Source organism: Kitasatospora sp. NPDC056731, assembly GCF_040687675.1.
Classification (GTDB): Bacteria; Actinomycetota; Actinomycetes; order Streptomycetales; family Streptomycetaceae; genus Kitasatospora.
In genome coordinates this window covers 171,490-195,360 of record NZ_JBFBNR010000001.1, presented here as the reverse complement: position 1 = coordinate 195,360, position 23,871 = coordinate 171,490, and the positions used below count along the sequence as shown (strand labels likewise).

The window sequence follows — 23,871 nt, the reverse complement described above, 5'->3', positions numbered from 1 at the left end:
CGCCCGCACCACCTTCCACGGAGGACCACCATGCCGCCCGCCGGCACCGTTTCCACCCGCCACCACCACACCGCACCCGCACCCGGGCCCGCACCCGCGCCGGAGCCCGCGAACACCGGGGGCGGCACCGACCAGCAGGACGCCGCGCGGCTCGCCGCCCGGATCCTCGGCCTGCTGCTGCCGCACCGCCGCGCCTCCGACCCGGGGCTGGACGCCAGGCCCGAGCATTTCCCCTTCCAAATGGCCCAGTTGACGGACTTCATCACCGCCGGCGACCCGATCCTCTTCACCCTGCCCGGCTTCCCCTGCAAGTCGCCGAACCCCGCGAAGGTGCTCAGCCACCTGCCCGACGAGGGCGAACGGCTGTCACTCACCTTCCTCGACGGGCTCTGCGCGGAGATCGGCGGGTACTACGAGCCCGGCGCGCGGATCCTGATCTGCTCGGACGGGCACATCTTCGGCGACCTCGTCCACGTCCCCGACGACCACATCGACGAGTACTCCGACGAGTTGACGGCGATGATCGGACGCGAGGACCTCGCCAACCTCGCCACCTTCGACCTGCGGGACGTCCTCGGCGACCTGCCGTACGACGACAAGCGCGCCCGGGTGCACGCCCAGTACGCGCCGAGCGTCGAGGAGTTGCGCGAGCAGGTGCTGACGGACGAGGAGACCCTGCGGCTCTACCGCGGCATCACCCGCTTCCTGACCGACGACACCGTCGGCTTCACCGGCACCCGCTCCGCCCTGCAGCGCGACTGCCGCCGCCGCGCGTACGGGGTGATCCAGCGCAGCCGCGCCTGGGGCGAGTTGATCGCCGAACAGCACCCCCGGTCGGTCCGGCTGTCCATCCACCCGCAGCCGGCGGGCGCACCAAAGTTCGGCATCCGGCTGCTGGAAGCTGCCGACGCCTGGATGACGCCCTGGCACTCCTCGGTACTCCACCGCGCCGACGGGGACTGGGAGTTGCTGCGCAGCGAGGACGCCGCGCAGCGCGGCCGGCTGGTCGAACTCGACGGCCGGCCGAGCCACTACGAGGCGCTCTGACGCGCGGGCTCCACCCCGGCGGCGTCCAACCCGGCGACCTCCACCCCTCCAGCCTCCGCCCCGGCCCCGGCACCCTCCACCGGAGCCGGGGCGGTCGGGACGGCCGGGGTTCGGTGGTCGAAGGCGATCAACGGGTCACCGGTGAGCGGGTGTTCGACCACTGCCGCCCGGACGCCGAACACCTCGGCCAGCAGCTCCGCGGTCAGCACCTCGCGCGGCGCCCCGGAGGCCACCAGGGCGCCGCGGTGCAGGACGTGCAGCCGGTCGCAGACGGAGGCGGCCGCGTTGAGGTCGTGCAACGCGACCAGGGTGGTGCGGCGCTGGTCCCGCAGCAGGGCGAGGAGTTCGACCTGGTGCCGGACGTCCAGGTGGTTGGTCGGCTCGTCCAGCACCAGGACGTCCGGCTGCTGGGCGAGCGCGCGGGCCAGCAGCACCCGTTGCCTTTCGCCCCCGGACAGTTGGGCGAAGCGGCGGTCGGCGGCGTCCGCCATGCCGACCCGTACCAGCGCGTCGGCGGTGATCCGGTGGTCCTCGGCGTCGTCGGCGGCGAACGACCTCTTGTAGGGGGTGCGGCCCATCGCGACCACTTCACGGACGCTCAACTCGAAGTCCCCGCCCCGCTCCTGCGGCAGCGCGGCGATGTGCCGGGCGGACTGCGCGGGGCGCAGCCCGGCCAGGTCGCGCCCGGCCAGCAGCACCCGCCCGGCGCTCGGCCGCAGGTGCCGGTAGACGGTGCGCAGCAGGCTGGACTTGCCGCTGCCGTTGGGCCCGACCAGGCCGGCGATCTCCCCCTCCTCGGCGACCAGGTGGACGCCGGCCACCACCGCCCGCCCGGACAGGGTGACGCTCAGGCCCTCGACGGCGATCCTCACGTGCGCTCCAGTCGTCGGTCCAGCAGGTAGAGCAGGGTGGGGGCGCCGAGGACGGCGGTGACCACGCCGATCGGCAGTTCCTGGCCGTCCAGCGCGGTGCGGGCCACGGTGTCGACCACGACCAGCAGCAGTGCGCCGGTGAGCGCGGACAGCGGCAGCAGGCGCCGGTGGTCGCCGCCGACGAGTAGGCGGCAGACGTGCGGCACCATCAGTCCGACGAAGCCGATCGCGCCGGAGACCGCGACCAGCACGCCGGTCAGCACGCTGGTGACGACGAAGACCTCCCGGCGCAGCCGGGTGACGTCCACGCCGAGCCCGGCGGCCGTCTCGTCGCCCATGAGCATCGCGTTGAGCCCGCGGGCACGGGCCTGGAGCAGGGCCAGCCCGAGCGCCACCGCCACGGCGGGGACGGCGAGTTGGGCCCAGACCGCGCCGCCGAGACTGCCCATCAGCCAGAACAGCACGCCACGGGTCTGCTGCTCGTCGCGGGTCTGCAGGACGAGGTAGCTGGTGATGCCGCCGAGGAACTGGGCGATGGCGATGCCCGCGAGGACCAGGCGCAGCGGGGAGAAGCCGCCGCCGCGCCGGGCCGCCAGCCAGACCAGGGAGAACGCGGCGAGCGCGCCGGCGAAGGCCGCCAGGGAGACGGTGAGGCCGAGCGCGCTGCCGAAGGCGAGGTCGAGGCCGAGCGAGGTGCCGAGGACGATCGCCGCGACCGCCCCGAGGGAGGCGCCGGAGGAGATGCCGAGCAGGTAGGGGTCGGCCAGCGGGTTGCGGACCAGGGCCTGCACGGCCGTGCCGACCAGGCCGAGTCCGGCCCCGACCGTCGCCGCCAGCAGGGCGCGCGGGACGCGCAGCTGCCAGACGATGAGGTCGCGGGTGCCGGGTTCGGGGGCCCGCCCGGTGAGGTGGTGGGCGACCACCGACCAGACCTCGCCGGGCGGGATGTCCACCGCGCCGAACGACACGGCGGCGGTCAGCGCGAGCACCAGGGCGGCGGTCAGCGCGACGGCCAGCGGCCCGGCCCGCAGGGTGCGGGCCGGGCGGGGCTCGTCGCGCTGTTCGGCGGAGACGGCCGACGTCACCGTCTACTGCCCGTTCTTGACGAGGTCGGGGTGGACGGTGGCGGCGATCTGCCGGACGGCGTCGGCGTTGCGCACGCCCGCGATGGTGGTGACCTCGGAGCCGAGCCGCACGAAGTGGCCCTCCTGGACGGCCTTCAGGCCCTGGGTCGCGGGGAAGCCGCGCAGGAACGCCTCGGCGTCGTCGAAGGCCTTGCGGGTGGCCTCCTCGCTGCCCCGGTTGCGGACGGCCAGCTGGATCCAGTCCGGGTTCTTGGCGACGACGTCCTCCCAGGAGCCGGGCTTGAAGTCGGCGTCGCAGTCGGCGAACACGTTGCGGGCGCCGGCCTGGGTGATCACCGCGTTGGCGACCTGCCGGCCGCAGACCGCCACCGGCTGCTTGGTGCCGGCGTCGAAGTCGAAGACGAAGTAGCCGGGCCGCTGCGCCTCCGCGACGCCGGCGAGGGCTGTGCGCACCTCGCCGACCTGCTTCTCCATCCCGGTGACGAGTTCCTCCGCGCGGGCGGCCGTGCCGGTGACCGCGCCGAGACGGCGGATGTCGTTCTCGACCCCGGACAGGTCGGTGCGCGGCGCCTTGGCGGCCTTGGGGGTGCCGGCGCAGGCGGTCGAGAGGAGGTAGACGTGCTGGATGCCGGCCGCCGCGAACTCCTCCTCGCTGGGCCCGGTGGCGCCGCCGCCCATCATCGGCATCGCGCCGAAGGTGTCGACGTAGAGGTCGGCGCCGGAGCCGAGCAGCTTCTCCTTGGGGATGACCTTGTCGCCGAGCACCGGCACCTTGGCGCCCTGTTCGGCCAGGGCCGGCGGGAGGGTGCCCTTGCCGGGCGGGAAGCCGGTGCCGATCACCCGGTCGCCCGCGCCGAGTTGGAGCAGTATCTCCAGGGCGGCGGCGTTGCTGGTGACGATCTTGGCGGGGGCCTTGGCGATGGTGGTCTCCCGGTCCGCGCAGTCGGCCACCTTGACGGGGTAGCCGCCGGCCGGGGCGGTCTGGGCGGCGCCGGCCGCGCCGCGCTCTCCGCCTCCCCCGCCGCCGTTTCCGGCACCGCTTCCGGCGCCGCTTCCGCAGGCCGTGGCGAACAGGGCGACGGCGGCCGCGATTCCGCAGACAACGCGAGGGCGCATGACAATTCTCCTGGTCGGTGATCGTGCTCGGGGCCCGTCCTGCGAACCCGGACCAGGTAGTCGGCCGGACCGTCCGGGGGGTTCCCGGGGATTTCCGCACCGCCCGGCGCCCGTTCACCCGCCGTCCGCCCGCCCGCCATCCGCCACCCGTTCGCCGCCCGACCATCGCCCGTCCGATACCCGTGCCGCCCGTCCGATGCCCGTCCGATGCCCGTCCGCGGACCCCCGGCGTAGGGTGGCCGGATGGCCGATCCCACCGTCCTGCGGGACGATCTCGACCTGCCCGTCCGGTTCGGCCCGCGCCCGCCGCGCCGGGTGGTGTCGCTGGTGCCGTCGCTGACCGAGGCGGTCGCCGCCACCGCACCCGGGCTGCTGGTCGGCGCCACCGACTGGTGCAGCCATCCGGCCGACCTGGCGGTCACCAGGATCGGCGGCACCAAGAACCCGGACGTGCCCGGCATCCTCGCCCTCGCCCCGGACCTCGTCCTCGCCAACGACGAGGAGAACCGGCTCCCCGACCTGGACGCGCTGCGGGCGGCCGGCCTACCGGTCTGGGTCACCGACATCCGCACCCTGGACGACGCGTTCCGCTCGCTCGACCGGCTGCTCACCACCGCCTGCGCGCTCCCGCGCCCGGACTGGCTGGACCAGGCCGAGGCAGCGTGGGCCCCGGTCCGGCGCCCGCCGGACGGCCCGCGGGCGATCGTTCCGGTCTGGCGCCGCCCGTGGATGGTCCTGGGCCGCGACACCTTCGCCGGGGACCTGCTGCGCCGCCTCGGCCTCCGGCTCGTCCACGCCGGACACGCCGAGCGCTACCCGGCCGTTCCGCTGCCCGAACTGCTCGCCTGCCGACCCGAGTTGGTGGTCCTCCCGGACGAGCCGTACCGCTTCACGGCACAGGACGGCCCCGAGGCGTTCCCCGGCGTCCCGGCGGCGCTGGTCAGCGGACGCCACCTGACCTGGTACGGACCGTCCCTGGTGACGGCGCCGACGGTCCTCGCGCACGCGTTGGACCACCCGTTCACAGGGGGCATGAACATCACATCGTAGGATGACCGCCACTCACCGGGACCGCCGGTGACGAGTGGGGGGAACCACAGTGGCAGTGAGCGCATCCCGGAGAGCACTGGTCATGGTGTCGGCCGCAGCGGTCTCGACGGCCGTCCTGGCCGGCTGCGGCACCAAGCACGCCGACAACCACCAGAACAGCGCGCCGGACACCACGGCGGTCGCCGCCACCGGGACGCCGACCGAGACGCCGAGCGCGAGCCCGTCCGCGACCGCCACCCCTACGCCGACCGCCTCCCCGACGGCCAGCGCCTCCCACAGCCCGAACCCGTCCGCGAGCAAGTCCAGCAAGCCCGCCCCGACCACCCCGGCCCCGACCGCCGCCAGCACCAAGCCCGGCGCCCCGAGCAGCCCGCCCGCCGCGCCCGCCACGCCGCCCCCGGTCGCCAAGCCCGCCGTCGTGGCCCCCGTGCCGGTCGCCAAGCCCGGCCCGGTCGCTCCCCCGCCGCCGCCCGCGCCGCCGACCCCGCACGTCCCGCCGCTGCAGAGCAGCTGCCAGCCCAGCAAGCCCCAGCCCGACGAGCCCAAGGAGGCCGTCGGCGCGGCCCTCGCCACCGCCGCCGGCCAGGCCCGCACGCTCAACCTCAGCAGCGGCGGCACCGACAAGCTCCCGCCGCTGCCCGTCAACCTGGTCAAGGCGATCGCCTGGCAGGAGAGCGGCTGGCAGTCCGGCATCCTCGCCTGCGACGGCGGGATCGGCACCATGCAGATCATGCCGAACACGATCAGCTGGATGAACAGCAAGTTCGGCACCAACTCCGACGCGAAGACCCTCCCCGGGAACGTCCAGCTCGGCACCCAGCTGCTCGACTGGCTGGTCGCCTACTACGGCGACTCCTCCTTCGACGGCAAGTACGACCTCTCCCCCGACCCGGCCACCGGCAAGACGCCGCTGCTCGACCTCGTCATCTCCGCGTACAACGCCGGGGCGGGCAACGTGCACTACAACACCGTCACCGACCCGACCACCGGCCAGGTCGTCGGCAGCCTGGTCATCCCCAACCCGGGGTACGTGGCCAACGTCAAGGCGCTGATGACCGGCCAGCCGTGGACCAAGACGGGCTGACAAACCCCGAACCCGCGCGGGACAGCGGAAGGGCCCGGAACGCGATCCCGCGTCCCGGGCCCTTCGCCGATGTTCCCCGCTGGTACGTCAGCCCCGCGCGGCGGCGACGGCGGCGCCCAGCGCCTCCTTGATCCGCGGCCCGAGGCGGGCGAAGCCCAGCTCCTTCATCGCCGCCCGCAGCAGTTCCTCCTCCGTACGCTCCACACCGTCACCGTCCACCCACCGGACGACGGCGAGCAGCTCGTCGGCCGAGTAGGCGGTCACGGGCCGGCCGGGCGTGAAGTCCGGCTTCTCGGGCCGCCCGGCGGCGACGGGCGCGGGCTCGACGGCGGGCGCGGACTCGACGGCGGGCGCAGGCTCGACGGCGGGCACGGACTCGACGGCGGGCGCAGGCTCGACGACGGGCACGGACTCGACGACGGGCACGGACTCGACGACCTCGACCTCGACGACCTCGACAACCTCGGCCACGGCCACCGGCTCCGCAACAGCGGCGGGCTCAACAACCGGCTCGGCCTCGACCACCGGCTGCACGTCATCAATGGCCTCGGTCGCTTCGACCGACTCCACGACGACAGCGGCGGGCGCCTCCTCGACGACCTCAACCTCGACCACCGGCTCCACGACAACTGTGGGCTCAGCGATCGGCTCGACCTCAGCCGCCGGCTCGACCGCCTCTGCCACGGGAGCCTCGACCGCGGCGACCTCGGCGACCTCGGCGACCGTCTCAGGCTCCGCAGCCGGCTCCACCTCAGCCACCGGCTCCACGACGACAGCGGCAGGCGCCTCCTCGACGGCCTCAACCTCAGCCACCGGCTCCACGTCCTCAATGGCCTCGGTCGCTTCAACCGACTCCACGACGACAGCGGCGGGCTCAGCGATCGGCTCGACCTCAGCCACCGGCTCGTCCGCCTCTGCCACGGGAGCCACGACCGCGTCGACCTCGGCGACCTCGGCGACCGTCTCAGGCTCCGCAGCCTCCTCGGTCGTCTCCGGCTCGACGACGGGCGCGTCCTCCAGGACCGGCGCCTCCTCCGCAAGCTCGACCTCGGCCTTGGCTTCGACGGCGGCTTCGACCTCGACAGCGGGAACCTCGACGGCGGCCTCGGCCTCCGTGGTTTCCGTGGCCTCCGCCAGGGCGGCGGTCGCGGCGGCCACCAGGTCGTCGGCGGCCGGGGACGGCGCCGGGAGGGAGACCACGACAGCGGACGGAGCTTCCTCCGTCGCCTCTTCCTCGGCCGTCTCGACCAGGGCCTCAGCCTCGCCCGAGTCTGCGTCCGCGTCCGTCACCGTCTCCTCGACCGAAGCCGAAGCCTCGACGGCGCTGCCCTCCCCCGCGAGCCCGTCGCGCTGGCCGCCGGCCAGGGCCTGGCGGGCGGCGAACGCGGCTTCGGCGGCGCGGCGGTCGGCCCGGGCGGCGGCCAGTTCGGTGAGCAGGTCGCCGAGGCCGGCTTCCTCCAGGGTGGTGCGCAGCCCGCGGATGGTGGGCAGGCGGTAGAGCGTGCCCTCGTCGGCGGCGAGCCGCTCGACGAGGTCGACGAGCTCGGCGAAGGCCAGCCCGTCGAGGTCGTGGTCGGGGAGCATCCGGGCGAGGCCGCGCAGTCCGGTGTTGATCGCCTCGAAGGCCTGGGCGCTGCGCTCGACCAGGGCGCCGTCGGCGGGGACGACCGGCAGGGTGCCGGCGGGGGCGAGGGCGGCCCAGGCGCGGCGCTCGACCTCGGCGGAGGCGAGTGCCTCGTGCAGGTCTTCGCGACGGATGCGGCGGTCGGTGGCGAGTGCCGTGGCCTGCTTGCGCAGGGAGCGGGCGCGCAGCCAGGAGAGCTTGACGCCGTTCTCGCGGCGCCAGGTGCCGTCGGCGGTGGCGGCGGCGAGGGCGCCGAGGTCGGCGTCGTAGGCGGCGGTGGTGAGGGTGGCGGAGGTGCGGTGGACGCGCTGGAGCATCTCGACGAGGAGTGCGGCCTTGGCGACGGTGTCGGGTTCGTCGAGCTTGGCGTCGGCGGCGAGGACCGTGACGGCGTCCCAGGTCTGGCGGAGGTCGCGGCCGCGCAGTTCGGCGAGGGCGGTGGAGGCGGCCCGGGCGTCCTCGGGGGTGGCGACGGTGTCGACGGCCGCGTACCAGGCGTGGGTGTCGGCGGTGAGGGTGAAGGCCCCGAGTTCGGCGTAGCGGCCGAGGTCCTCGCGGAGGTCGGTCTCCGCCGTGGTGGCCTTGGCGTCCTGGGGGTCCTTGACGTCTGCGGCGTCGGCGACGTCCGCCGGGTCGGCTGCGTCGGCGTTGCGCGAGTGAAGCACTGTCATGTGAGGTCCGGTTCTGGGCGACGACGGCGGGGCTGGCGGCGAGGGGGCGGCGGACCGGTTGCGCGGGGTGCCCCGGGGGCGGGGCTGGGGGGCGCGCGGGCGGGCCGCCGGTTGTGGACGCCCAGAATACGGGTGCCCGTTCGAGCCTTGCACGCACCCACCGCCCGACGGGCGGGTGTCGTGTGCCATACCCCCCGCCTGGCCGCTACCCGGGAGGGCCGCACGGGTGGTGGGGCGTTGGGCCGGACGGGTACTGGGGCCCACGGCCGTCGGGCCGGGCGGGCGGGCTCCCCGGGCGGGCCCCGGGCCGCCGCGGCCGGTCCAGCGGGACGGTGCGGAGCCGTCGGCCGAGGGGTGGGCGGTATCCGGCGCGGCCGAGGGTGGTGAGGTCGACCGGCGCGAGGTACTCGTGGAGCGCGGTGCGGTGCCACCATGCGCCGGTTTCCCGCAGTTCGCGCCAACTGGTGAACCGGTAGAGGTAGAGGGTCGCCCGGACGTGGGTCGGCGGGGTGCCGGGAAAGGGGTTGTGGCGCAGCAGGCGAAGGGTGGCGGGATCGCCGGCGAGCAGGCGGGCGACGAAGGGCAGGAACCAGGGGCGGGCGTAGGCGGGTGAGATGCCGGCGAACCACATCAGCCAGTCGAGCCGCAGGTGGTAGGGGGCGTACTGGCGCGGGAGACGGCGCACGTCGCCGGGTTTGCCCTTGAAGCCGTACTCGTGCCAGACGGTGTGCGGGGTGAGGGTCGGTTCGTCGGTGCCTTCGACGACGACCTCCTGGCGGATGCGGCTGATGCTGCCGAAGGCGCCGTAGGTGTTGACGAGGTGCAGCCGGTTGAAGGAGCGGTTCATGGCCTGGCGGCGGGAGACGAGGTTGCGGACCGGCCAGTAGCTCAGGACGGCGACGGCTGCGGTCAGGGCGATCACCAGCGCCTCGAACCAGACGGGCGTGGCGGGGTGGACGCGGGCGTGGACGGGCAGTCCGACGCGGGCCGGGTCGACGGCGGCGAGGGCGAGCGTGATGGTGAGCCAGTTGAGCCAGGCGAAGTTGCCCGAGGCGATCAGCCACAGCTGGGTGGCGACGACGGCGCAGGCGGCGTAGCTCGCGACCGGCTGCGGGAGGAGGAGGCCGACGGGGACGACGAGTTGGACGAAGTGGTTGGCGGCGACCTCGACGCGGTGCAGCGGGTCGGGCAGGTGGTGGAAGAACCAGCTGAGCGGTCCGGGCATGGGCTGGGTCTCGTGGTGGTAGCGCAGGCAGGTGAGGTCGCGCCAGCAGCGGTCGCCGCGCAGTTTGATCAGTCCGGCGCCGAACTCGACCCGGAAGGCCAGCCAGCGCATCAGCCAGAGCACCAGGGTGGGCGGGGCGGTGTCGGCGTTGCCGAGGAAGGCGGCGAGGAAGCCCGCTTCGAGCAGCAGCGACTCCCAGCCGAAGGAGTACCAGGTCTGTCCGACGTTGACGATCGAGAGGTAGAGCCCCCAGAGCACCGCCCACAGCAGGACGGACGCCCAGAGCGGGACGGCGTCACCGAGTCCGGCGGTCACGGCGGCGGCGAGCGCGGCGCCGCTCCAGGCGACGGCGGCGAAGAAGCGGTCGCTGTAGTGGAGGTGGAACAGTCCGGGCGAGTGGCGGAACGGGACCCGGGCGGTGAAGCGGGGCACCGGCAGCATGCCGTCGCTGCCGATGAGCGCGCGGAACTGTGCGGCGGCGGCGAGGAATCCGATCAGGTAGAGGCCGGCGAGCAGGCGTTGGACGAGCAGTCGGCTCAACCAGTAGTCGGGGGCGGCGAACCAGTCCATGCGGCCCATGCCTACCATCGGCGGCCGCCGGGCGGGACGCGGCCGGGGCGCGGGCGGGGACGGTTCACCCGCTCGGGCCCGCCCCCGGACGGCACCGTGGCGGGGAGCCTCTCCTCGGGGGTGAGAGGCGCCCCGCCACGGTGGTGGGTGGTGCGCGGTGGTACGGATCGACGAGCAGTGGTGCGGAGGGGGACGGCGACGCCGCACGCGGACGGCGGGTCGGCGGCTCAGCTCGGCAGGACGAGACCGGACTCCCCGGCGATGCCCGGGCGGCCGACGGGGGTGGCACCGTTCTGTTGGAGCCGGTCGACCAGCAGGGCGGCCAGCGTGCCGAGTTCCTCCTCCGTGCGGGACTGCGCGGTGACGTCCATGCCGACGGTGAGGACACCGTTGACCTGGCCGGTGCGCGCGGCCCGCAGCGGGGTGCAGGTGAAACTGAAGATCTGCTGGCCGCGCTGGGCGTCGGGGCGGCCTGACTGGATCCGGACGTCGTTGAGGACGGTGCTGCGCCCGGTGTGGTAGGCCTCGACGATGACCTGCTGGAGGCCGGCGGCGCCGAGCTGCGGGTAGGCCAGGCCGATCGCGCCGTACGCCACCGGGGCGCCGAAGGTGTCGGCGTGCTGGGCGTTGGCGTAGCGGATCTCCTGACCGGGGCCGTCGGTCAGCATGATGGGGAACGGGGAGCCGTCGAAGGCGGCGAACATCTCCTGCTGCTGGGCGAGCAGGTTGTCGCGCAGCCGGATCTCGGAGAGCAGTGCCTCGGCGAGGTGCTGGATGTCGCGCAGCCGCTCGCGCCCCCACTGCCGGGGTTCCCGGTCGAGGACGCAGACGGTGCCGATGACGGTGTTGGTGTCGTCGACGAGCGGGGCTCCGAGGTAGGCGCGCACGCCCAGTTCGTCGACGACCGGGTTTCCGGAGAACCGGGGGTAGGCGAGGATGTCGTCGAGCGCGAGGGGGGATCGCTGGGCGACGACATGCGGGCAGAAGCCGTGACTCAGCGGCATCTGACGGGTGGGAAGGTCGAAGGCGATGCCCCGATCGGCCCAGGAAGCGCCTTCATCGACCGCGACGTCGTTCGAGTTTGGCGGAATGTAGAGCCCCCGGAACATCTGGCGCTCGTCGTTGATGAAGTTGACCATCGCGATGGGAGCGCGGGTGATGCTGGCGGCCAGGTGGGCGAAGCGGTCGAAGGCCTCGTCCGCGGACGGTTCGTTGAGACCAAGGCTGCGCAGCCTGCGGGTCCGCTCGGACTCCCCGGCGGCACCCGGGAACTGGCCTTGAGTGCTCATCACATCAGTCATGGCGCACATGTAATCAGACATCCGGGCGGTTCGGTGCTCCCGGTCCGGCTCATCACCGTTGCTGATGGACAGTCAAAGCCGCATGTGAGCGGCCGCTCAGCAGGTTGCCACGGCGGGGCAAGATCACTTCCCACTCAGAGCCATGGCAAAACTCCTCAGCGTAAGGACGGGTCGATTTCCGCCAATCCAAGATCGACTCTGGGTCAGCACAGGAGGCCCATACGACAATGAGCCCTGCCGAAGACACGGGCGGCATTCCCAACCCCGGGGAGGACGCCCCGAGTTCCGCATGCACCGATTGCAAAGGGGCAGTCGGCCGCCACCACCTCGAACCCCCACTCATTCCCGGGGAGCGGCTGGAGCGACTTCGACAGCACGGACGGAGGCACGGCACATCCACTGACAAGAGAGGACCCCAGCATGGCGATGGACTACTTCACCGACGAGCGCCACGAGAGTCTCCGAGCGGAGGTCCGGGAGTTCGCGGAGAAGGAGGTACGCCCGCACGTGGCCCGAATGGAGGCCGAACGGACCGTCGAGTTCGAACTGTCGCGGGAGATCGCCCGGCGGGGCTGGATCGGGGTGACCATTCCGCGCGAATTCGGCGGACTGGGACTGGGGCACCTCGCCAAGACCATCATCGTGGAGGAACTCGCCCGGATCAGCGGCGCCATGGGTGCGATGGCGCAGGCCTCACAGCTCGGAGTCGCCAAGGTCATCCACTTCGGCTCGGACGTCCAACGGCGCAAGTGGCTGCCGAGGTTCGCCTCCGGCGAGTCGCTGCCGACCATCGCCGTCACGGAACCGGAGTGCGGCGGCCACGTGCTCGGCATGTCCGGCACCGCCCGCCGCGAGGGCGACCAGTACGTGCTCAACGGCCGCAAGTGGTTCGTCGGCAACTCCCACATCGGCGACGTGCACGGCGTGGTCTTCCGCACCGGCGAGGGCAGCAGGGGCCTGTCCGCGTTCCTGGTCGAGAGCGAGCGCCCCGGCTTCCGCGTCGGCGAACTCGGCTCGCAGAGCGGCCTGCACGGCTTCAGCTTCGGCGAGATCGTCTTCGAGGACTGCCGCATCCCCGTCGGCAACCGGCTGGGCCTGGAGGGCCAGGGCCTGGACGTCGCCTACTCCTCCTCCACCCTCTACGGCCGGCTCAACCTCGCCGCCGTCGCGCTCGGGATCCACACCGCGATCGTCCAGGACACCGCGCGCTTCGCCGAGGAGCGGGTGCTCTACGGCAAGCCGATCAACCAACTGCCCAACATCGCGCTGAAGCTCGGCGAGATGCAGTCCAGGCTGATGACGGCCAAACTGGCCGCCTACCACGCCTCCCACCTGCTCGACCACGGCAAGGCCTGCGACGCCGAGCTGATGAACGCCAAACTCATCAACACCGAGTACGCGCTGGACTCCGCGCGCAACGCCATGGAGATCCACGCCGCCCGGGGCCTGCAAGCCGAGTTCCGCATCGAGCGCTACCTGCGCGACGCCACCCACGTCTACCCGCCGGCCGGGACCTCGGACGTCCAGCGGCTGCGGCTCGGGCAGGTCGCCTCCGGCACCTACGGCAAGCAGTGGTCGGCGGAGCTGTCCGACCTGGCGAGCTGGGCATGGAGCGAACTGTCCCAGCGGGAGGCCGCGGTGGAGCTGCAGGCCATCGGGGGCGGGCAGGTGGTACCGATACCGCTGGCGGGCTGAATCGGTACTGCGCGCCCTCGGTACTGCGCGCCCTCGGGGCCGGGCACCCGAACCGAGAGGGCGAACGTTCGGCATGACGGCGACTTGACCTGTTCCTGACGACTCTCCGGGAGGTTCTCCCGGCCCCCGGAGAGCCGTCCACGCGCCGTCCGCGCGCCACCCGCAGCCGACGTGAGCTGCGACTTTCCGCCGGCGGGCACTCCCCCCGGGCTCCTCCACCATCGTCACCACCCGTCCACAGATCGTCAGTTGATGTTGCGATGAGGGCACCTGGGACTGATAGCGTTCCTGCCGTCGGCGGCCGTGCTGCACCCCCGCCCGGACGATGACACCGCGTCACCCCGTCCGGCCACCCCGGCCGCGGCGCCCTGAAGCCCCGGCCGGACCGCGTACAGGTCGGCCCGCCGTTCGGCCCAGCGACTCGGCCCTGCAACAAGGAATCAGATGCCAGGCATATCGGCCCCCCGCACGGCCCACCGCGCCGGCCGGTCCGGCTCGCTCCGCAGCTCGCTCCTCGCCCTCGTCCTGGTGCCCAGCCTGGGCCTCGCCGCCGCCTGGGGCTACGCCGCCTACCTGCTGCGCGGCACCGAACACCGCACCGCCCTGACCGCCGGAAGCGCCGCCGTCGCCCTGGTCCTGCTGATCAGCCTGGCCCACGGCATCCGGACCGCGCGGGCCCTGTCCGCCCGCCTCGGCGCACTGCGCACCGACACCCTCGCGCTCGCCCAGGACGAGATCCCCGAGGTCGTCGGACGGCTGCGCGCCGGGGAGCCCGTACCCACACCGCCCGCCTGGTCGCCGTCCCGCCGGACCGGCGACGAGGTCCAGCAGACCTCCGACGGCCTCGCCGCCGTCCGCCAGGCCGCCGTCGCCGCCATCATCCACCAGGCCCAGGGCCGCGAGGGGACGAAGAAGGTCTTCCTCAACATCGCCCGCCGCACCCAGATCCTGATCCACCGACAGATCAGCATGCTCGACGCCCTGGAGCGCGAGCACGAGGAACCCGAGCTGCTGCGCGAACTGTTCGCGGTCGACCACCTCGCCACCCGGATGCGGCGCAACGCCGAGAACCTCGTCATCCTCGGCGGCGCCCTGCCCGCCCGGCGCTGGCGCAACGCCGTGCCCATGGTCAACGTGCTGCGCAGCGCCGTCTCCGAGACCGAGAACTACGCCCGCGTCGTCGTCCAGGGCGTGCCGCGCGCCTCACTCAGCGGACAGGCCGTCGCCGACGTCATCCACCTGATCGCCGAACTCATCGAGAACGGCACCACCTTCTCCCCGCCGTACACCCAGGTGCAGGTCTCCGCGCAGGAAGTCCCCAAGGGCCTGGCGGTCGAGGTCGAGGACCGCGGCCTCGGCATGGGCGAGGACGAGTACGAGCGGCTCAACGACTACCTGGCCAACCCGCCCGAGCTGGACGTCTCCGCCCTCGGCGACGACCTGCGCCTCGGCCTGTTCGTCGTCGCACGGCTGGCCGCCCGGCACGACATCCAGGTCACCCTGCGGCCCTCGCCCTACGGCGGCACCAGGGCCGTGGTGCTGGTGCCGTCGGTGCTGCTGGAGCAGGCCGACCAGCCGGCCGCCATGGCCGGGCTGCCGTCCGGCGCGCGGGTCACCCGGACCCCCGTCCCCGAGCCCGTGCGGGCGGCGGGCGGCAACGACCCCGGCGGTCCGGACGGGGGGCTGACCGGCGCGCTCGCCGGAGTGCTCGGCGGGCTGATCGGCACCGGGCCGGGCGCTCCGACGCCCGGGGCCGAGCCGGGTGCGCCCGGCGGGCCCGGGGCTGGTGGTGTGGCCAGTGGCCTGGTGGTGCCTGGTGTTCCCGGGGGGCCCGGTGTTCCCGGGGGACCTGGTGTTCCCGGGGTGGGTGGCAGCGGTGTGATCATCGGCGAACTGCTTGCCCAGTACCCCCTGGACGACGGCCCGGCCGAGGGAGCCGCCCCCGGCCCGGCCAACGGCGGTCTGCCGGTCGGCGCCGAGATACCCGGTCTGCCCGGGGCCGTGGTCGTCCCCCGGCCCGTCTTCCCGCGCCCGTACGAGGTCCCGTCCGACATCCCGCCCGGTGGGCCGCCGGCCGACGGCCGTGCTGCGGACGTGCCGGCCGGGCCCACGACCGGGCCCTTCGACGGTGCCACCGCCGAGCCTCCTGCGCCCGCCCACGGACACGCCCAGGAGGAGCACTCGGACCACGGCCCGGACGGCGAACTGCGCACCCCGCGGGTCCTGCCGCAGCGGGTCCGCAACGCCAGCCTCGCCGAGCAACTCCGCGAGGCCCACGCTCCCGGCGCCATGCTGCCCCCCGTAGTCGGCCCGCCGCCCCAGGCCGGGCCCTGGCACGGAGCCGCCGGGGCCACCGGACAAACCGGGGCCACCGGAGGAACCCGGGCCGCCAGGGCCGACGACCCGTCGCCACAGCGCTCCCGCACCACCATGGCCGCCATCCAGCGCGGCACCCGGACCGCCCGCGCGGCCGACCCCGACGCGCCGACCACCTCCACCGCCCCCCAGGCGCCCGCCGCGCCCCACCTCCCGGCCGCACCTTCCGCCGCCTGGGAGGCCTCCGCCGTTCAGGAAGCCAAGGAACAGCAGTGATGACGCAGCACAACGACACCCCGCGCGACCTCAACTGGCTGCTGGACCAGCTGGTGGCGCGGGTACCCGAGACCCGGCACGCCATCGTCCTCTCCGAGGACGGCCTGCTGGTCGGCATGTCCCAGGGCCTCGACCGGGCCGACGCCGAACACCTCTCCGCCGTCGCCTCCGGTCTGCAGAGCCTCGCCCGCGGCGCCGGCCACCGCTTCAACGGCGGCCGGGTCCGGCAGACCGTGGTCGAGATGGACCAGCTGTTCCTGTTCGTCACCACCGCCGGGCAGGGCGCCCGGCTCGCCGTCCTCACCAGCGAGCAGGTGGACGCCGGGCTGATGGCCTACGAGATCAACATGCTGGTCAAGCAGGTCGGCCAGTACCTCACCGCGGCACCGCGCAGCGACGCAGGCCAGGCCGGCGCGGGTGGCGGTGCGTGACCGCCGACGCCGAGGAGGCCTGGTTCTACGACAAGGACGCAGGCCATCTGGTCCGCCCCTACGCGATCACCAACGGGCGCACCGGCCCGGTCCGTGACGGATTCGCGCTGATCACCCTGGTGGTCACCTCCGACCCGCGCACCGACACCAGCCGGCTCACGCCCGAACCGGCCGCGATCCTCGACCTGTGCCGCGAACGCCCGCTGGCCGTGGCCGAGATCGCGGCCACCCTCGACCTGCCCGTCAGCGTCGTCAAGGTGCTGCTCGACGACCTCGCCGAGGCCCGGCTGATCCTCACCCGCGCCCCGGTCCAGCTCGCCGAGGCGCCGGACATCTCGCTGATCCAGGCCGTGATCGAGGGCGTCCGCCGACTCTGACCCGGCGGACCCGACCGCCCCGCACCTCTCAGTCCCACTCCAGGAGACCCGAATTGACGACCCAGAGCCTGGTGCCGGGCGCGGTCAAGATCCTCGTCGCCGGCGGCTTCGGCGTCGGCAAGACCACCATGGTCGGCTCGGTCAGCGAGATCGAACCGCTGCAGACCGAGGAGCGGATGACCCGCGCCAGCATCGGGGTCGACAGCCTCGACGGCGTCCAGGGCAAGTCCACCACCACCGTGGCGATGGACTTCGGGCGGATCACCGTCCGCGAGGACCTGGTGCTCTACCTGTTCGGCACACCCGGCCAGTTCCGGTTCTGGTTCATGTGGGACGACCTCGCGCTCGGCGCCCTCGGGGCGATCGTCCTCGCCGACACCCGGCGGCTCGAATCCAGCTTCGCCGCCGTGGACTTCTTCGAGCAGCGCGGCATCCCGTTCGCGATCGGCGTCAACTGCTTCCACGGCCGCCGCGACGCCAGCCCCGAGGACGTCCGGCGCGCCCTCGACCTCGGCCCCGAGGTCCCGATCGTGCTCTGCGACGTGCGGGAGCGGGCGTCCAGCAAGGAGCTGCTGCTCGCCCTGCTCGACCAGGTGCACCGCAACGCCCTGTCCGCCGGGCGGCGTTGAGCGTCCGGGCCGTGCGGGCCGCGGGGGGGGCCGGCGCCGGACTTGATGTCGAGGTCGGGGTTGGGGTTCAGGCGTTGGCCGAGGTTCAGGCGTTGGTCGGGGTGCGGGCGGTGAGCCCGGCCGGGTCGTCGAGTCCGGAGAGGGCGTGGACCAGCGGCGCCAGCTCCGGCACCTCGGCGGCCTGCGCCAGGGTCCCCTCCAGGGTGGCGTCGTGCACCGGGCGGGCGGCCGTCAGCAGGGTGCGGCCCTCCGGCGTCAGCTCGGTGTAGATCCCGCGCCGGTCGTCGGCGCAGAGGTAGCGGCTGAGCAGCCCACGGTCCTCCAGCCTGGTCACCAGGCGGGTCGTCGCGCTGCTGCTCAGCGCCGCGGCGCGGGCCAGCTGCTGCATCCGCATGTGCCACCCGTCCTGCCGCGACAGGGCGTCCAGCACCGTGTACTCGACCACCGAGAGCCGGTGCTCCGCCTGCAGCGCCTTCTCCAGCGCCGCGTCGATCAGCCCGTGCAGCGCGGCGAGAGTCCGCCAGCCACGGGCCCGGACCTCGGCCGCGTCGTCGCGGATACCCATCGCTCGCCTTCCCTTCCACTTCCCTGCACGTCTCGTGACGTCTTCCCTGGGACAAGTATGCCAGCCGACGCAGATTAGCTGTCTATGCAAATACTTTTCCTTATACCTCCCCTCGATGCCGGTCCATGGCGGGCTCCCCGGCCCAGGCGGCGGCGCAGAGCGCGGCGGCCAGCTCCTCCGTGTAGCCGGCGGCCGCCAGCCAGGACCCGGCGAAGGCGTCGTGGTCGTCCGGGACGACCCGGCCGAACACGTCGCGGCGCCGGTCGGCCGCGGCAGCCCGCAGGGCGTCCAGGAGCTCGGCGGCCGTCACCAGCCCGGCGGCGCGCAGCAGGCTCCCGTCGGCGGCCGCCGTGGCCGCGCTCGGGGCCAGGGCATGGCGCCCGGTGGTGACCGCCTGCTCGACCCGGCGGCCGAGCACGTGGACGGGCGGACCGTACGGGGCCTCGCTCGGGAGACCGACCGGGAAGCCGGGCACGGCATCGGTGGGGGTGGCGGTCTGGAGGTCGGTGGTCCGCAGGTCGGCGGTCTGGAGGCGTTCGAGGCCGAGATTGACCCGGTCGGCCCGGTCCGCGGGGACGGCGAGCGAGGGAAGGCCGGGGACCTCGGGGGCCGTCGAGGGCTCCGGGGGTGTGCCGATCGCGAGCAGGCGAAGCTCCGGACGGTCCGATCGCTCCAGACGGCCGATCACCCGCAGCCGCAGGCCGGGCGCGGTGGCGAGCAGTGCGAGGTTCGCCCGGAAGGCCAGCCCCGGGTGCTCGTGCCCCGTACACAGACCGACCACCAAGCCGCCGTCGGCGCCATCGGCACCGTCGGCACCGCCCTCGCAGCGAGCCAGCAGCCTCGGCGCCCCGCCCGGGCCGACCGGAGCCGGGCCCAGCAGAGTCACGTCCAGGAACAGCAGGTCGCTCCCGGCCGGGCGGCCCTCGTACGGCAGCGACTCCGCCGCGAGCGCCCGCGCCACCTGGGCGGCCACCGGTTCGGCCCAGAGTGCGGCCACCGGCTCCGCCGTCCACGCCGTGCCCGCCGCCCGGACCGCCCGGACGGAAGCACCCGCGCCCAGCCGCCCGGCGGCGGACCGGGTGGCGCCCTGGACGGCCAGCCCGGCACGGCTGAACTCCCGGTGGCTGAGCGGGGCCTCCCCCAGCCGGACCGTCCGGTTGCCCGCCCCGACCGCCTGCGGGGCGGCGGCCGCCGCGTCACCGTGCGGCATCACCTCGGCCACCGTGCTGAGCCGGCCCCCGGCGTCCACCGCCCAACTCACCACCCCCGCATGCGTAGCCGTCAGCACCGGCTCGGTGAACAGCCCGTACAGCCGCAAGCCGCCCTCCTCGCCGTACGCCTGGCGGGCGGTGCCGCGCAGCTCGGCGACCGGGCCGGAGCCGGTGCTCAGGGCGGTGGTGAGGTCCAGCAGCTCGCGCAGACCGGCCACCAGGTCCGCCAGCCGGTGCTCCGGCGCCCCGGACCGGGCCGCGCGCACCCTCGTCACCACCACGACCGCCGCAGCCGCCGGGCGGTACAACCCCGCCAGCCGCGCCCGGTGGGCCGCCCGCAGCAACTCGGCCTGCACGACCGCCCCCGCGCCGCTCACCCCGGCGGCCAGCACGGCGCACCCGGCCCGGTGGAGGTGGCGGGCCGCCGCCACCTCCACCGGGCCGGGCCCGGCCTCGGGCTGCGCCTCCTGTGGCTTCTGTGACTCCCGTGGCTCCCGTCGCTCCTGCGGCTCCTCCGAGGGCGCTGGGGCCGCCTCGGTCGGCGCGGCCTCCTCGGGCTCCTCCGCCAGCTCGGCCAACGGGCAGAGCGTGACCGCAGCGGCCCGGTGCACGCAGGCCGGGGCCAACAGGCAGCCGCAGCGGACGTCGGCCGCATCCGCGACCACCGCGCCCGGGGCGTGCAGCACGAGCGCCGTCTCCTCGTCCACCTCCACCCGCCACTCGTCACCGCAACGGGTCACCGGCCGCTCCGCCAGCTTCGCCGCCGCGCCGTCCAGCCGCTTCTGCAACCGGGCGCTCAACCCGGCCACCACCTCCGCGACCACCTCCGGCCGGACCGTCGGCCAGCCGCTCGTCCGCTCCGCCACGCTCATCGCACCTTCTCCCCCACCCAGCGGGCCAGTTCCAGCGGACTCAACGCCGCCACGGGCATACCGGCCGCGACCAACTGGCCCGCGACCGCCTTCGAATAGCGGGCCGTCCCCGTGTCGTCCAGCGCGGCGCAGCCGAGCAGGTGCACACCGGAATCCACCAGTGCCCGGGTCTGGGCCAGCAGCCCGCCCACCGGGCCGCCCTCCTCGAAGTCGCTGACCACCACGACCAGCGTCCGGGACGGCACCGTCACCAGCTTCCGCGCGTACCGCAGCCCGCCCGCGATGCTGGTGCCACCACCGATCCGCACCTCCAGCAGCACACTCAGCGGATCCTCCACCCGCTCGGTCAGGTCGACGATCTCGGTGGAGAACGCCACGAAGTGGGTGCTCAGCGAAGGCACCCCGGCCAGGATCGACGCCGTCAGCGCCGCCCAGACCGTCGACGCCTCCATCGACCCGGAGACGTCCACGACCAGGATCAGCCGCCAGTCGGCCGCCTGCCGGGCCCTGGTCCGGAACACCGGACGCTCGGGCACGATGAGTGTGCCGCCGTCCCCCGACGGGCGGGCCGTGGCGAGATTGGCGCGAATGGTCCGGTCCAGGTCCAGTCCGCCACCCGGCCGACGCGTCGGCCGCGGCACGCTGATCCCGGTCAGCGCCGGACGCAGCCTGGTCGCCAACGCGCGCGTCAACTCGTCCACCAGACGCCGCACCAGCGGACGCAGCCGCGCCACCCTCGCCTCCGGCAGGCCGCCCGCATGCTCCAACACCGTGCGCAGCAAGTCGACCGACGGGCGGACGGCACCCGGCTCGATCGCCTCCAGGACGTCCGTCCGGCCCTGCGCCACGGCGGCCGCCAGCACCTCCTCCCGGACGCCCGGCCCGAACAGCGCCGACAGTTCCTCGGCCCACTCCCGCACCCCCGGGAAGGGCGCCTCGCGGCCGCCCCGCCCGGACCGCCCGTCCAGGCCCGGGCCGGAGCCCTCGCCTCGCCCGCTGCCGTACAACTCGTCCAGGGCGGTGGCGAGTCGGGCGCAACGCCCGCTCAGGCCACCGCTGCCGGGGCGGCCGAGGAGCAGCCGCCAGCGCTCGGCCGGGGCGAGGGCGTGCCGCGTGGCGACGGGTACGGAAGGGAGCGGCTCGACGTGGTGCGGTGGCTCGGGCGCCGGATCGCCCCCGGGCGCCGGCAGCAGGCCGCGCCGGGCCAGCGCCGCGCGGGCGGCCAGATCCGCGCGGACCCAGCCGGCCACCACCGCCGACGGGACCTCCTCGGGCAGGCCCGCGAGCCGGGTGCCCAGGCGTTCCTCGACCAGGACCAGCAACCGGTCCCGGGCGGCCGGGCTGAGCGTGTCGAAGCCCCCGCGCAACGCCGGCAGCCGGTCCAGGAAGGCGGCGTCGGGCAGCGAGGTGATCCGCTCCAGCACGGGCTCCAGTGCCTCCGGCGCGGTGGCGAACAGCCCCTCCGCCGCCGTCAGCAGGCCGACCAGCCCCCGCCCGAGCGCGTGCCGGGCCTCCGGGCCGGTCGCCCCGTCCACCCACGAAGCCGCCCGCCCGCCCAGCGTCTCCGCCCGCTCCCGCCCCAGTAGCACCCGCACCGCACCGGCTGCGCCTCGCACCAACGGACTCCCCCGGTCCGCGAGTTCGGCCAGCACGTGCCCCAGCCGCAACCCGCCGTCCAGATCCGCCCGCCGCGCCAGCTCCACCAGCGCCCGCGCATCCGCCGGATCGTCCGACCCGCCCAACCCCTCCAACTGCCGCACGGCCGCCACGGTCAACACCTCGCCCACCGCCCCCAACCGCCCCACCGCCCCCAACCGCCCCGCCGGCCCGGCCGACGCCCCGCCCGCACCGGGCAACGGCGCGGAGCCGTCGGGGAACGCGGCGAGGTGCGCCGGCTCCTGCCGGCCGGGCTCGGCGGACCCGCCGGGGGCGGCGCCCAGGTCGGGCGACGGCGCGGGAGCCCCGGGAGCCCCTGGGGTGTCGGGGGTGTCGGGGGTGTCGGGGGTGTCGGGGGTGTCGGGTGGGGGGTAGCCCGGGAGGTGGCCGGCGGCGAGGCGGTCGAGGAGGGCCAGGGCGTCGAGGAGTTCGGGGAGGGTGCCGGAGGACGGGAGGACGGTGGCGAGTTGGGTGAGGCGGGTGTCGGCGAGGGCCGGGAGGCCGCAGGCGGCCGCGTCGGTGAGGCCTTGGAGGACCTCGCGGGCGGTGGGGCCGTCGGCCTGCTGTTCGCGGCGGAGGCGTTCGCGCAGGGTGCCTTCGGCGGCCTGCGCGGGGGTGACGCCTCGGGCGCCCGCGACGGTGAGCATGGCGGCAGTGGCCGGGGTCCAGTGGAGGCGCCAGCGCGTGCCGATGGCTTCGGTGCCGCCCGCGCCGGTGGTGGTGACGGGGTCGGCGTAGGGGACCCCGCAGGCGGTGAGGCGGTGGAGGAGGATCTCGCGGCGGCGGTCGAGGGGGGTGCGCAGCGGATCGAGGCGGAGTTCGCGGGGCTCGGGGTCGGCGGGGCCGGGGAGGCCGAGGTCGGCGAGGACGGTTTCGACGGCGGGGGCGAGCCCGCTGCGCGGGGCCGCGGGGGTGGCGCGGCCGGTTCGGGTGCCGACCAGGACGCGTTCGAGGGCGCGGGCGACGGCCCGGCCGCGGCCGAGGGGTTCGCCTTGGGCGAGGACGGTCTGGACGGCTTCGACGAGTTCGCCGCGGCCGGGGGCGGCGTGGCCGCGCAGGCGGGCGAGGTCTCCGGCGAGGCGGACGATCTCGCGGGCGTCGGCCGGGCCGGAGGGGTGGTCCTGGCTGCGCAGTGCTTCGCAGATCCGGACGGCGGTGGTGGTGAGGGCCCGGGTGAGGCGGTCGGGGTCGCCGCCGGCGTCGAGGACGGTGTGCTGCCACTCGGGATCGCGGATGCCCGCCGGATAGCCGGAGCGGGCGTCGAGCAGCGGGTAGGTGTAGGGGATCAGGGAGAGGGCGTGCCCGAGGTGGTCCGGGTGCGGCGGTTCCTCGGTGGCGGCGGGCCCGTCGAGCAGGGCGGGCGCGTGGAAGGCGCCGACGACGGCGGCGACCCGGCGCCCGTCGGCCGCCGCGGCCCGGATCCGGGCACGCATCCAGGCTTCGCGCCGCAGGTCGTACGGGTCGACGCCGGGGCCGGTCTCGGCGTCGCGGCGCAGCGCCCAGCCGACCAGCAGGGCGGCGCGCCGGACGGCGTCGGGGGTGGAGCCGGGGGCTGCGGTCTCGACGAGGCGGTCCCACAGGTCGTCGTCGGAGTCGCGCCCGGTGAGGCGGTGGCGCAGCGCGTCGGCGACACCGGGGGCGCCTGGGGTACCAGCGACGGGCTGTTGTTCCTCGTGGGGCGTGGTGCGGTGGGCGAGCGGGAGGTCGCAGGCGAGTGTCTCGACGCCGTTGCGCCGGGCCCAGCGCAGGGCGACCAGCTCCGGGGAGAAGTCGGCGAACGGGTAGAAGGCGAGCCGGCCGGGGCCGGAGTCGGCGGCGGGGCCCCGGCCGCCCTCGCGGTCGGCCGGGGCGGCCGCGAGGGCGACGGGGGCCTGGGTGTCCTCGTCCGCCAGCCAGCCGAGCCAGGGCTGGAACTCGGCGGGGAGTTCGACCAGCACCACCTCGGGCTTGACGGCGTCGAGCAGCGCGGGGAGGACCGCGCTGAGCGACGGCGCGTGGTGCCGCACGCCGATCAGGTAGGGCCCGGGCCGGCCGGCGCCGGAGGCGGCCAGCCGCTCGGCCTCGGCCCGGACGGCCGGGCGCGGGTCGTCCAGGCCGTCCAGGTGGTCGGGGCCGAGCGGACGGACGGGGCCGTCCTGGTGGTCGCGGCCGGCCTGGTGGTCAGGGCCGGCCGGGGCGGGCGTCACCGTGCTGGTCAT

General features: G+C 74.7%; 17 protein-coding genes. 8 read left to right on the top strand and 9 right to left on the bottom strand.

Annotation, left to right across the window (positions count from 1 at the left end):
• Positions 1-30: 30 nt before the first annotated feature.
• Positions 31-1,047 carry an isocyanide synthase family protein gene (locus AB0R04_RS00800; RefSeq protein ID WP_363366881.1) on the top strand — a complete coding sequence of 339 codons (1,017 nt, stop codon included), beginning with the start codon at positions 31-33 and terminating at the stop codon, positions 1,045-1,047.
• Here the strand turns inward: AB0R04_RS00800 and AB0R04_RS00795 are convergent.
• Genes AB0R04_RS00795 through AB0R04_RS00785 form a run of 3 tightly spaced genes read right to left on the bottom strand, consistent with a single transcriptional unit; the run spans position 1,032 to position 4,120 of the window.
• Positions 1,032-1,919 (bottom strand): ABC transporter ATP-binding protein, encoded by an 888-nt coding sequence (locus tag AB0R04_RS00795; RefSeq protein WP_363366879.1) that lies wholly within the window; start codon positions 1,917-1,919, stop codon positions 1,032-1,034. The two genes, AB0R04_RS00800 and AB0R04_RS00795, sit on opposite strands and share 16 nt — an antisense overlap.
• Entirely contained in the window at positions 1,916-3,004 is a 1,089-nt protein-coding gene (locus AB0R04_RS00790; protein ID WP_363366877.1) for an iron ABC transporter permease, read from the bottom strand. The genes AB0R04_RS00795 and AB0R04_RS00790 overlap by 4 nt, the downstream gene beginning before the upstream one ends.
• 3 nt (positions 3,005-3,007) lie before the next feature.
• Positions 3,008-4,120, bottom strand: a complete 1,113-nt coding sequence (locus tag AB0R04_RS00785) for an ABC transporter substrate-binding protein (protein ID WP_363366875.1) — start codon at positions 4,118-4,120, stop codon at positions 3,008-3,010.
• 243 nt (positions 4,121-4,363) lie between these two features.
• On the opposite strand from AB0R04_RS00785, the gene AB0R04_RS00780 reads away from it, so the two are divergent.
• Together AB0R04_RS00780 and AB0R04_RS00775 are read left to right on the top strand one after the other, a co-directional pair.
• Entirely contained in the window at positions 4,364-5,170 is an 807-nt protein-coding gene (locus AB0R04_RS00780; RefSeq protein ID WP_363366873.1) for a helical backbone metal receptor, read from the top strand.
• A gap of 82 nt (positions 5,171-5,252) precedes the next feature.
• The gene (locus tag AB0R04_RS00775; RefSeq protein WP_363366871.1) at positions 5,253-6,254 is read left to right on the top strand and encodes a transglycosylase SLT domain-containing protein; all 1,002 of its coding nucleotides are present in this window, start codon (positions 5,253-5,255) and stop codon (positions 6,252-6,254) included.
• Between the two features lie 87 nt (positions 6,255-6,341).
• Here AB0R04_RS00775 and AB0R04_RS00770 read toward each other — a convergent pair whose 3' ends face one another.
• The 3 genes from AB0R04_RS00770 to AB0R04_RS00760 form a co-directional block, all read right to left on the bottom strand.
• The gene (locus AB0R04_RS00770; protein ID WP_363366869.1) at positions 6,342-8,549 is read right to left on the bottom strand and encodes a hypothetical protein; all 2,208 of its coding nucleotides are present in this window, start codon (positions 8,547-8,549) and stop codon (positions 6,342-6,344) included.
• 205 nt (positions 8,550-8,754) lie between these two features.
• A complete protein-coding gene (locus AB0R04_RS00765) occupies positions 8,755-10,344 on the bottom strand; it encodes a lipase maturation factor family protein (protein ID WP_363367329.1) in 1,590 nt (529 codons plus the stop codon).
• Between the two features lie 227 nt (positions 10,345-10,571).
• Complete coding sequence (locus AB0R04_RS00760; protein WP_079135982.1) at positions 10,572-11,645, bottom strand: GAF domain-containing protein; 1,074 nt, start codon at positions 11,643-11,645, stop codon at positions 10,572-10,574.
• Between the two features lie 426 nt (positions 11,646-12,071).
• Here AB0R04_RS00760 and AB0R04_RS00755 point away from each other — a divergent pair, with 426 nt between their 5' ends.
• From AB0R04_RS00755 to AB0R04_RS00735, 5 genes are all read left to right on the top strand, one after another.
• Positions 12,072-13,340 carry an acyl-CoA dehydrogenase family protein gene (locus AB0R04_RS00755; RefSeq protein WP_363367327.1) on the top strand — a complete coding sequence of 423 codons (1,269 nt, stop codon included), beginning with the start codon at positions 12,072-12,074 and terminating at the stop codon, positions 13,338-13,340.
• Positions 13,341-13,784: 444 nt separating this feature from the next.
• Positions 13,785-15,932 (top strand): ATP-binding protein, encoded by a 2,148-nt coding sequence (locus tag AB0R04_RS00750; protein ID WP_363366867.1) that lies wholly within the window; start codon positions 13,785-13,787, stop codon positions 15,930-15,932.
• Positions 15,932-16,363 carry a roadblock/LC7 domain-containing protein gene (locus tag AB0R04_RS00745; protein ID WP_363366865.1) on the top strand — a complete coding sequence of 144 codons (432 nt, stop codon included), beginning with the start codon at positions 15,932-15,934 and terminating at the stop codon, positions 16,361-16,363. Before AB0R04_RS00750 ends, AB0R04_RS00745 begins: the two co-directional genes overlap by 1 nt.
• Positions 16,360-16,740, top strand: a complete 381-nt coding sequence (locus tag AB0R04_RS00740) for a DUF742 domain-containing protein (RefSeq protein WP_063349858.1) — start codon at positions 16,360-16,362, stop codon at positions 16,738-16,740. Before AB0R04_RS00745 ends, AB0R04_RS00740 begins: the two co-directional genes overlap by 4 nt.
• Before the next feature lie 53 nt (positions 16,741-16,793).
• On the top strand, positions 16,794-17,369 hold the full coding sequence (locus AB0R04_RS00735) for an ATP/GTP-binding protein (protein ID WP_063349857.1): 576 nt from the start codon (positions 16,794-16,796) through the stop codon (positions 17,367-17,369).
• Positions 17,370-17,454: 85 nt separating this feature from the next.
• Here AB0R04_RS00735 and AB0R04_RS00730 read toward each other — a convergent pair whose 3' ends face one another.
• From AB0R04_RS00730 to AB0R04_RS00720, 3 genes are all read right to left on the bottom strand, one after another.
• Entirely contained in the window at positions 17,455-17,934 is a 480-nt protein-coding gene (locus AB0R04_RS00730; RefSeq protein WP_363366861.1) for a MarR family transcriptional regulator, read from the bottom strand.
• Between the two features lie 100 nt (positions 17,935-18,034).
• Positions 18,035-20,011 carry a hypothetical protein gene (locus AB0R04_RS00725; protein WP_363366859.1) on the bottom strand — a complete coding sequence of 659 codons (1,977 nt, stop codon included), beginning with the start codon at positions 20,009-20,011 and terminating at the stop codon, positions 18,035-18,037.
• 2 nt (positions 20,012-20,013) lie between these two features.
• Positions 20,014-23,871: a DUF5682 family protein gene (locus AB0R04_RS00720; RefSeq protein ID WP_363366857.1), complete on the bottom strand. Its 3,858-nt coding sequence runs from the start codon at positions 23,869-23,871 to the stop codon at positions 20,014-20,016.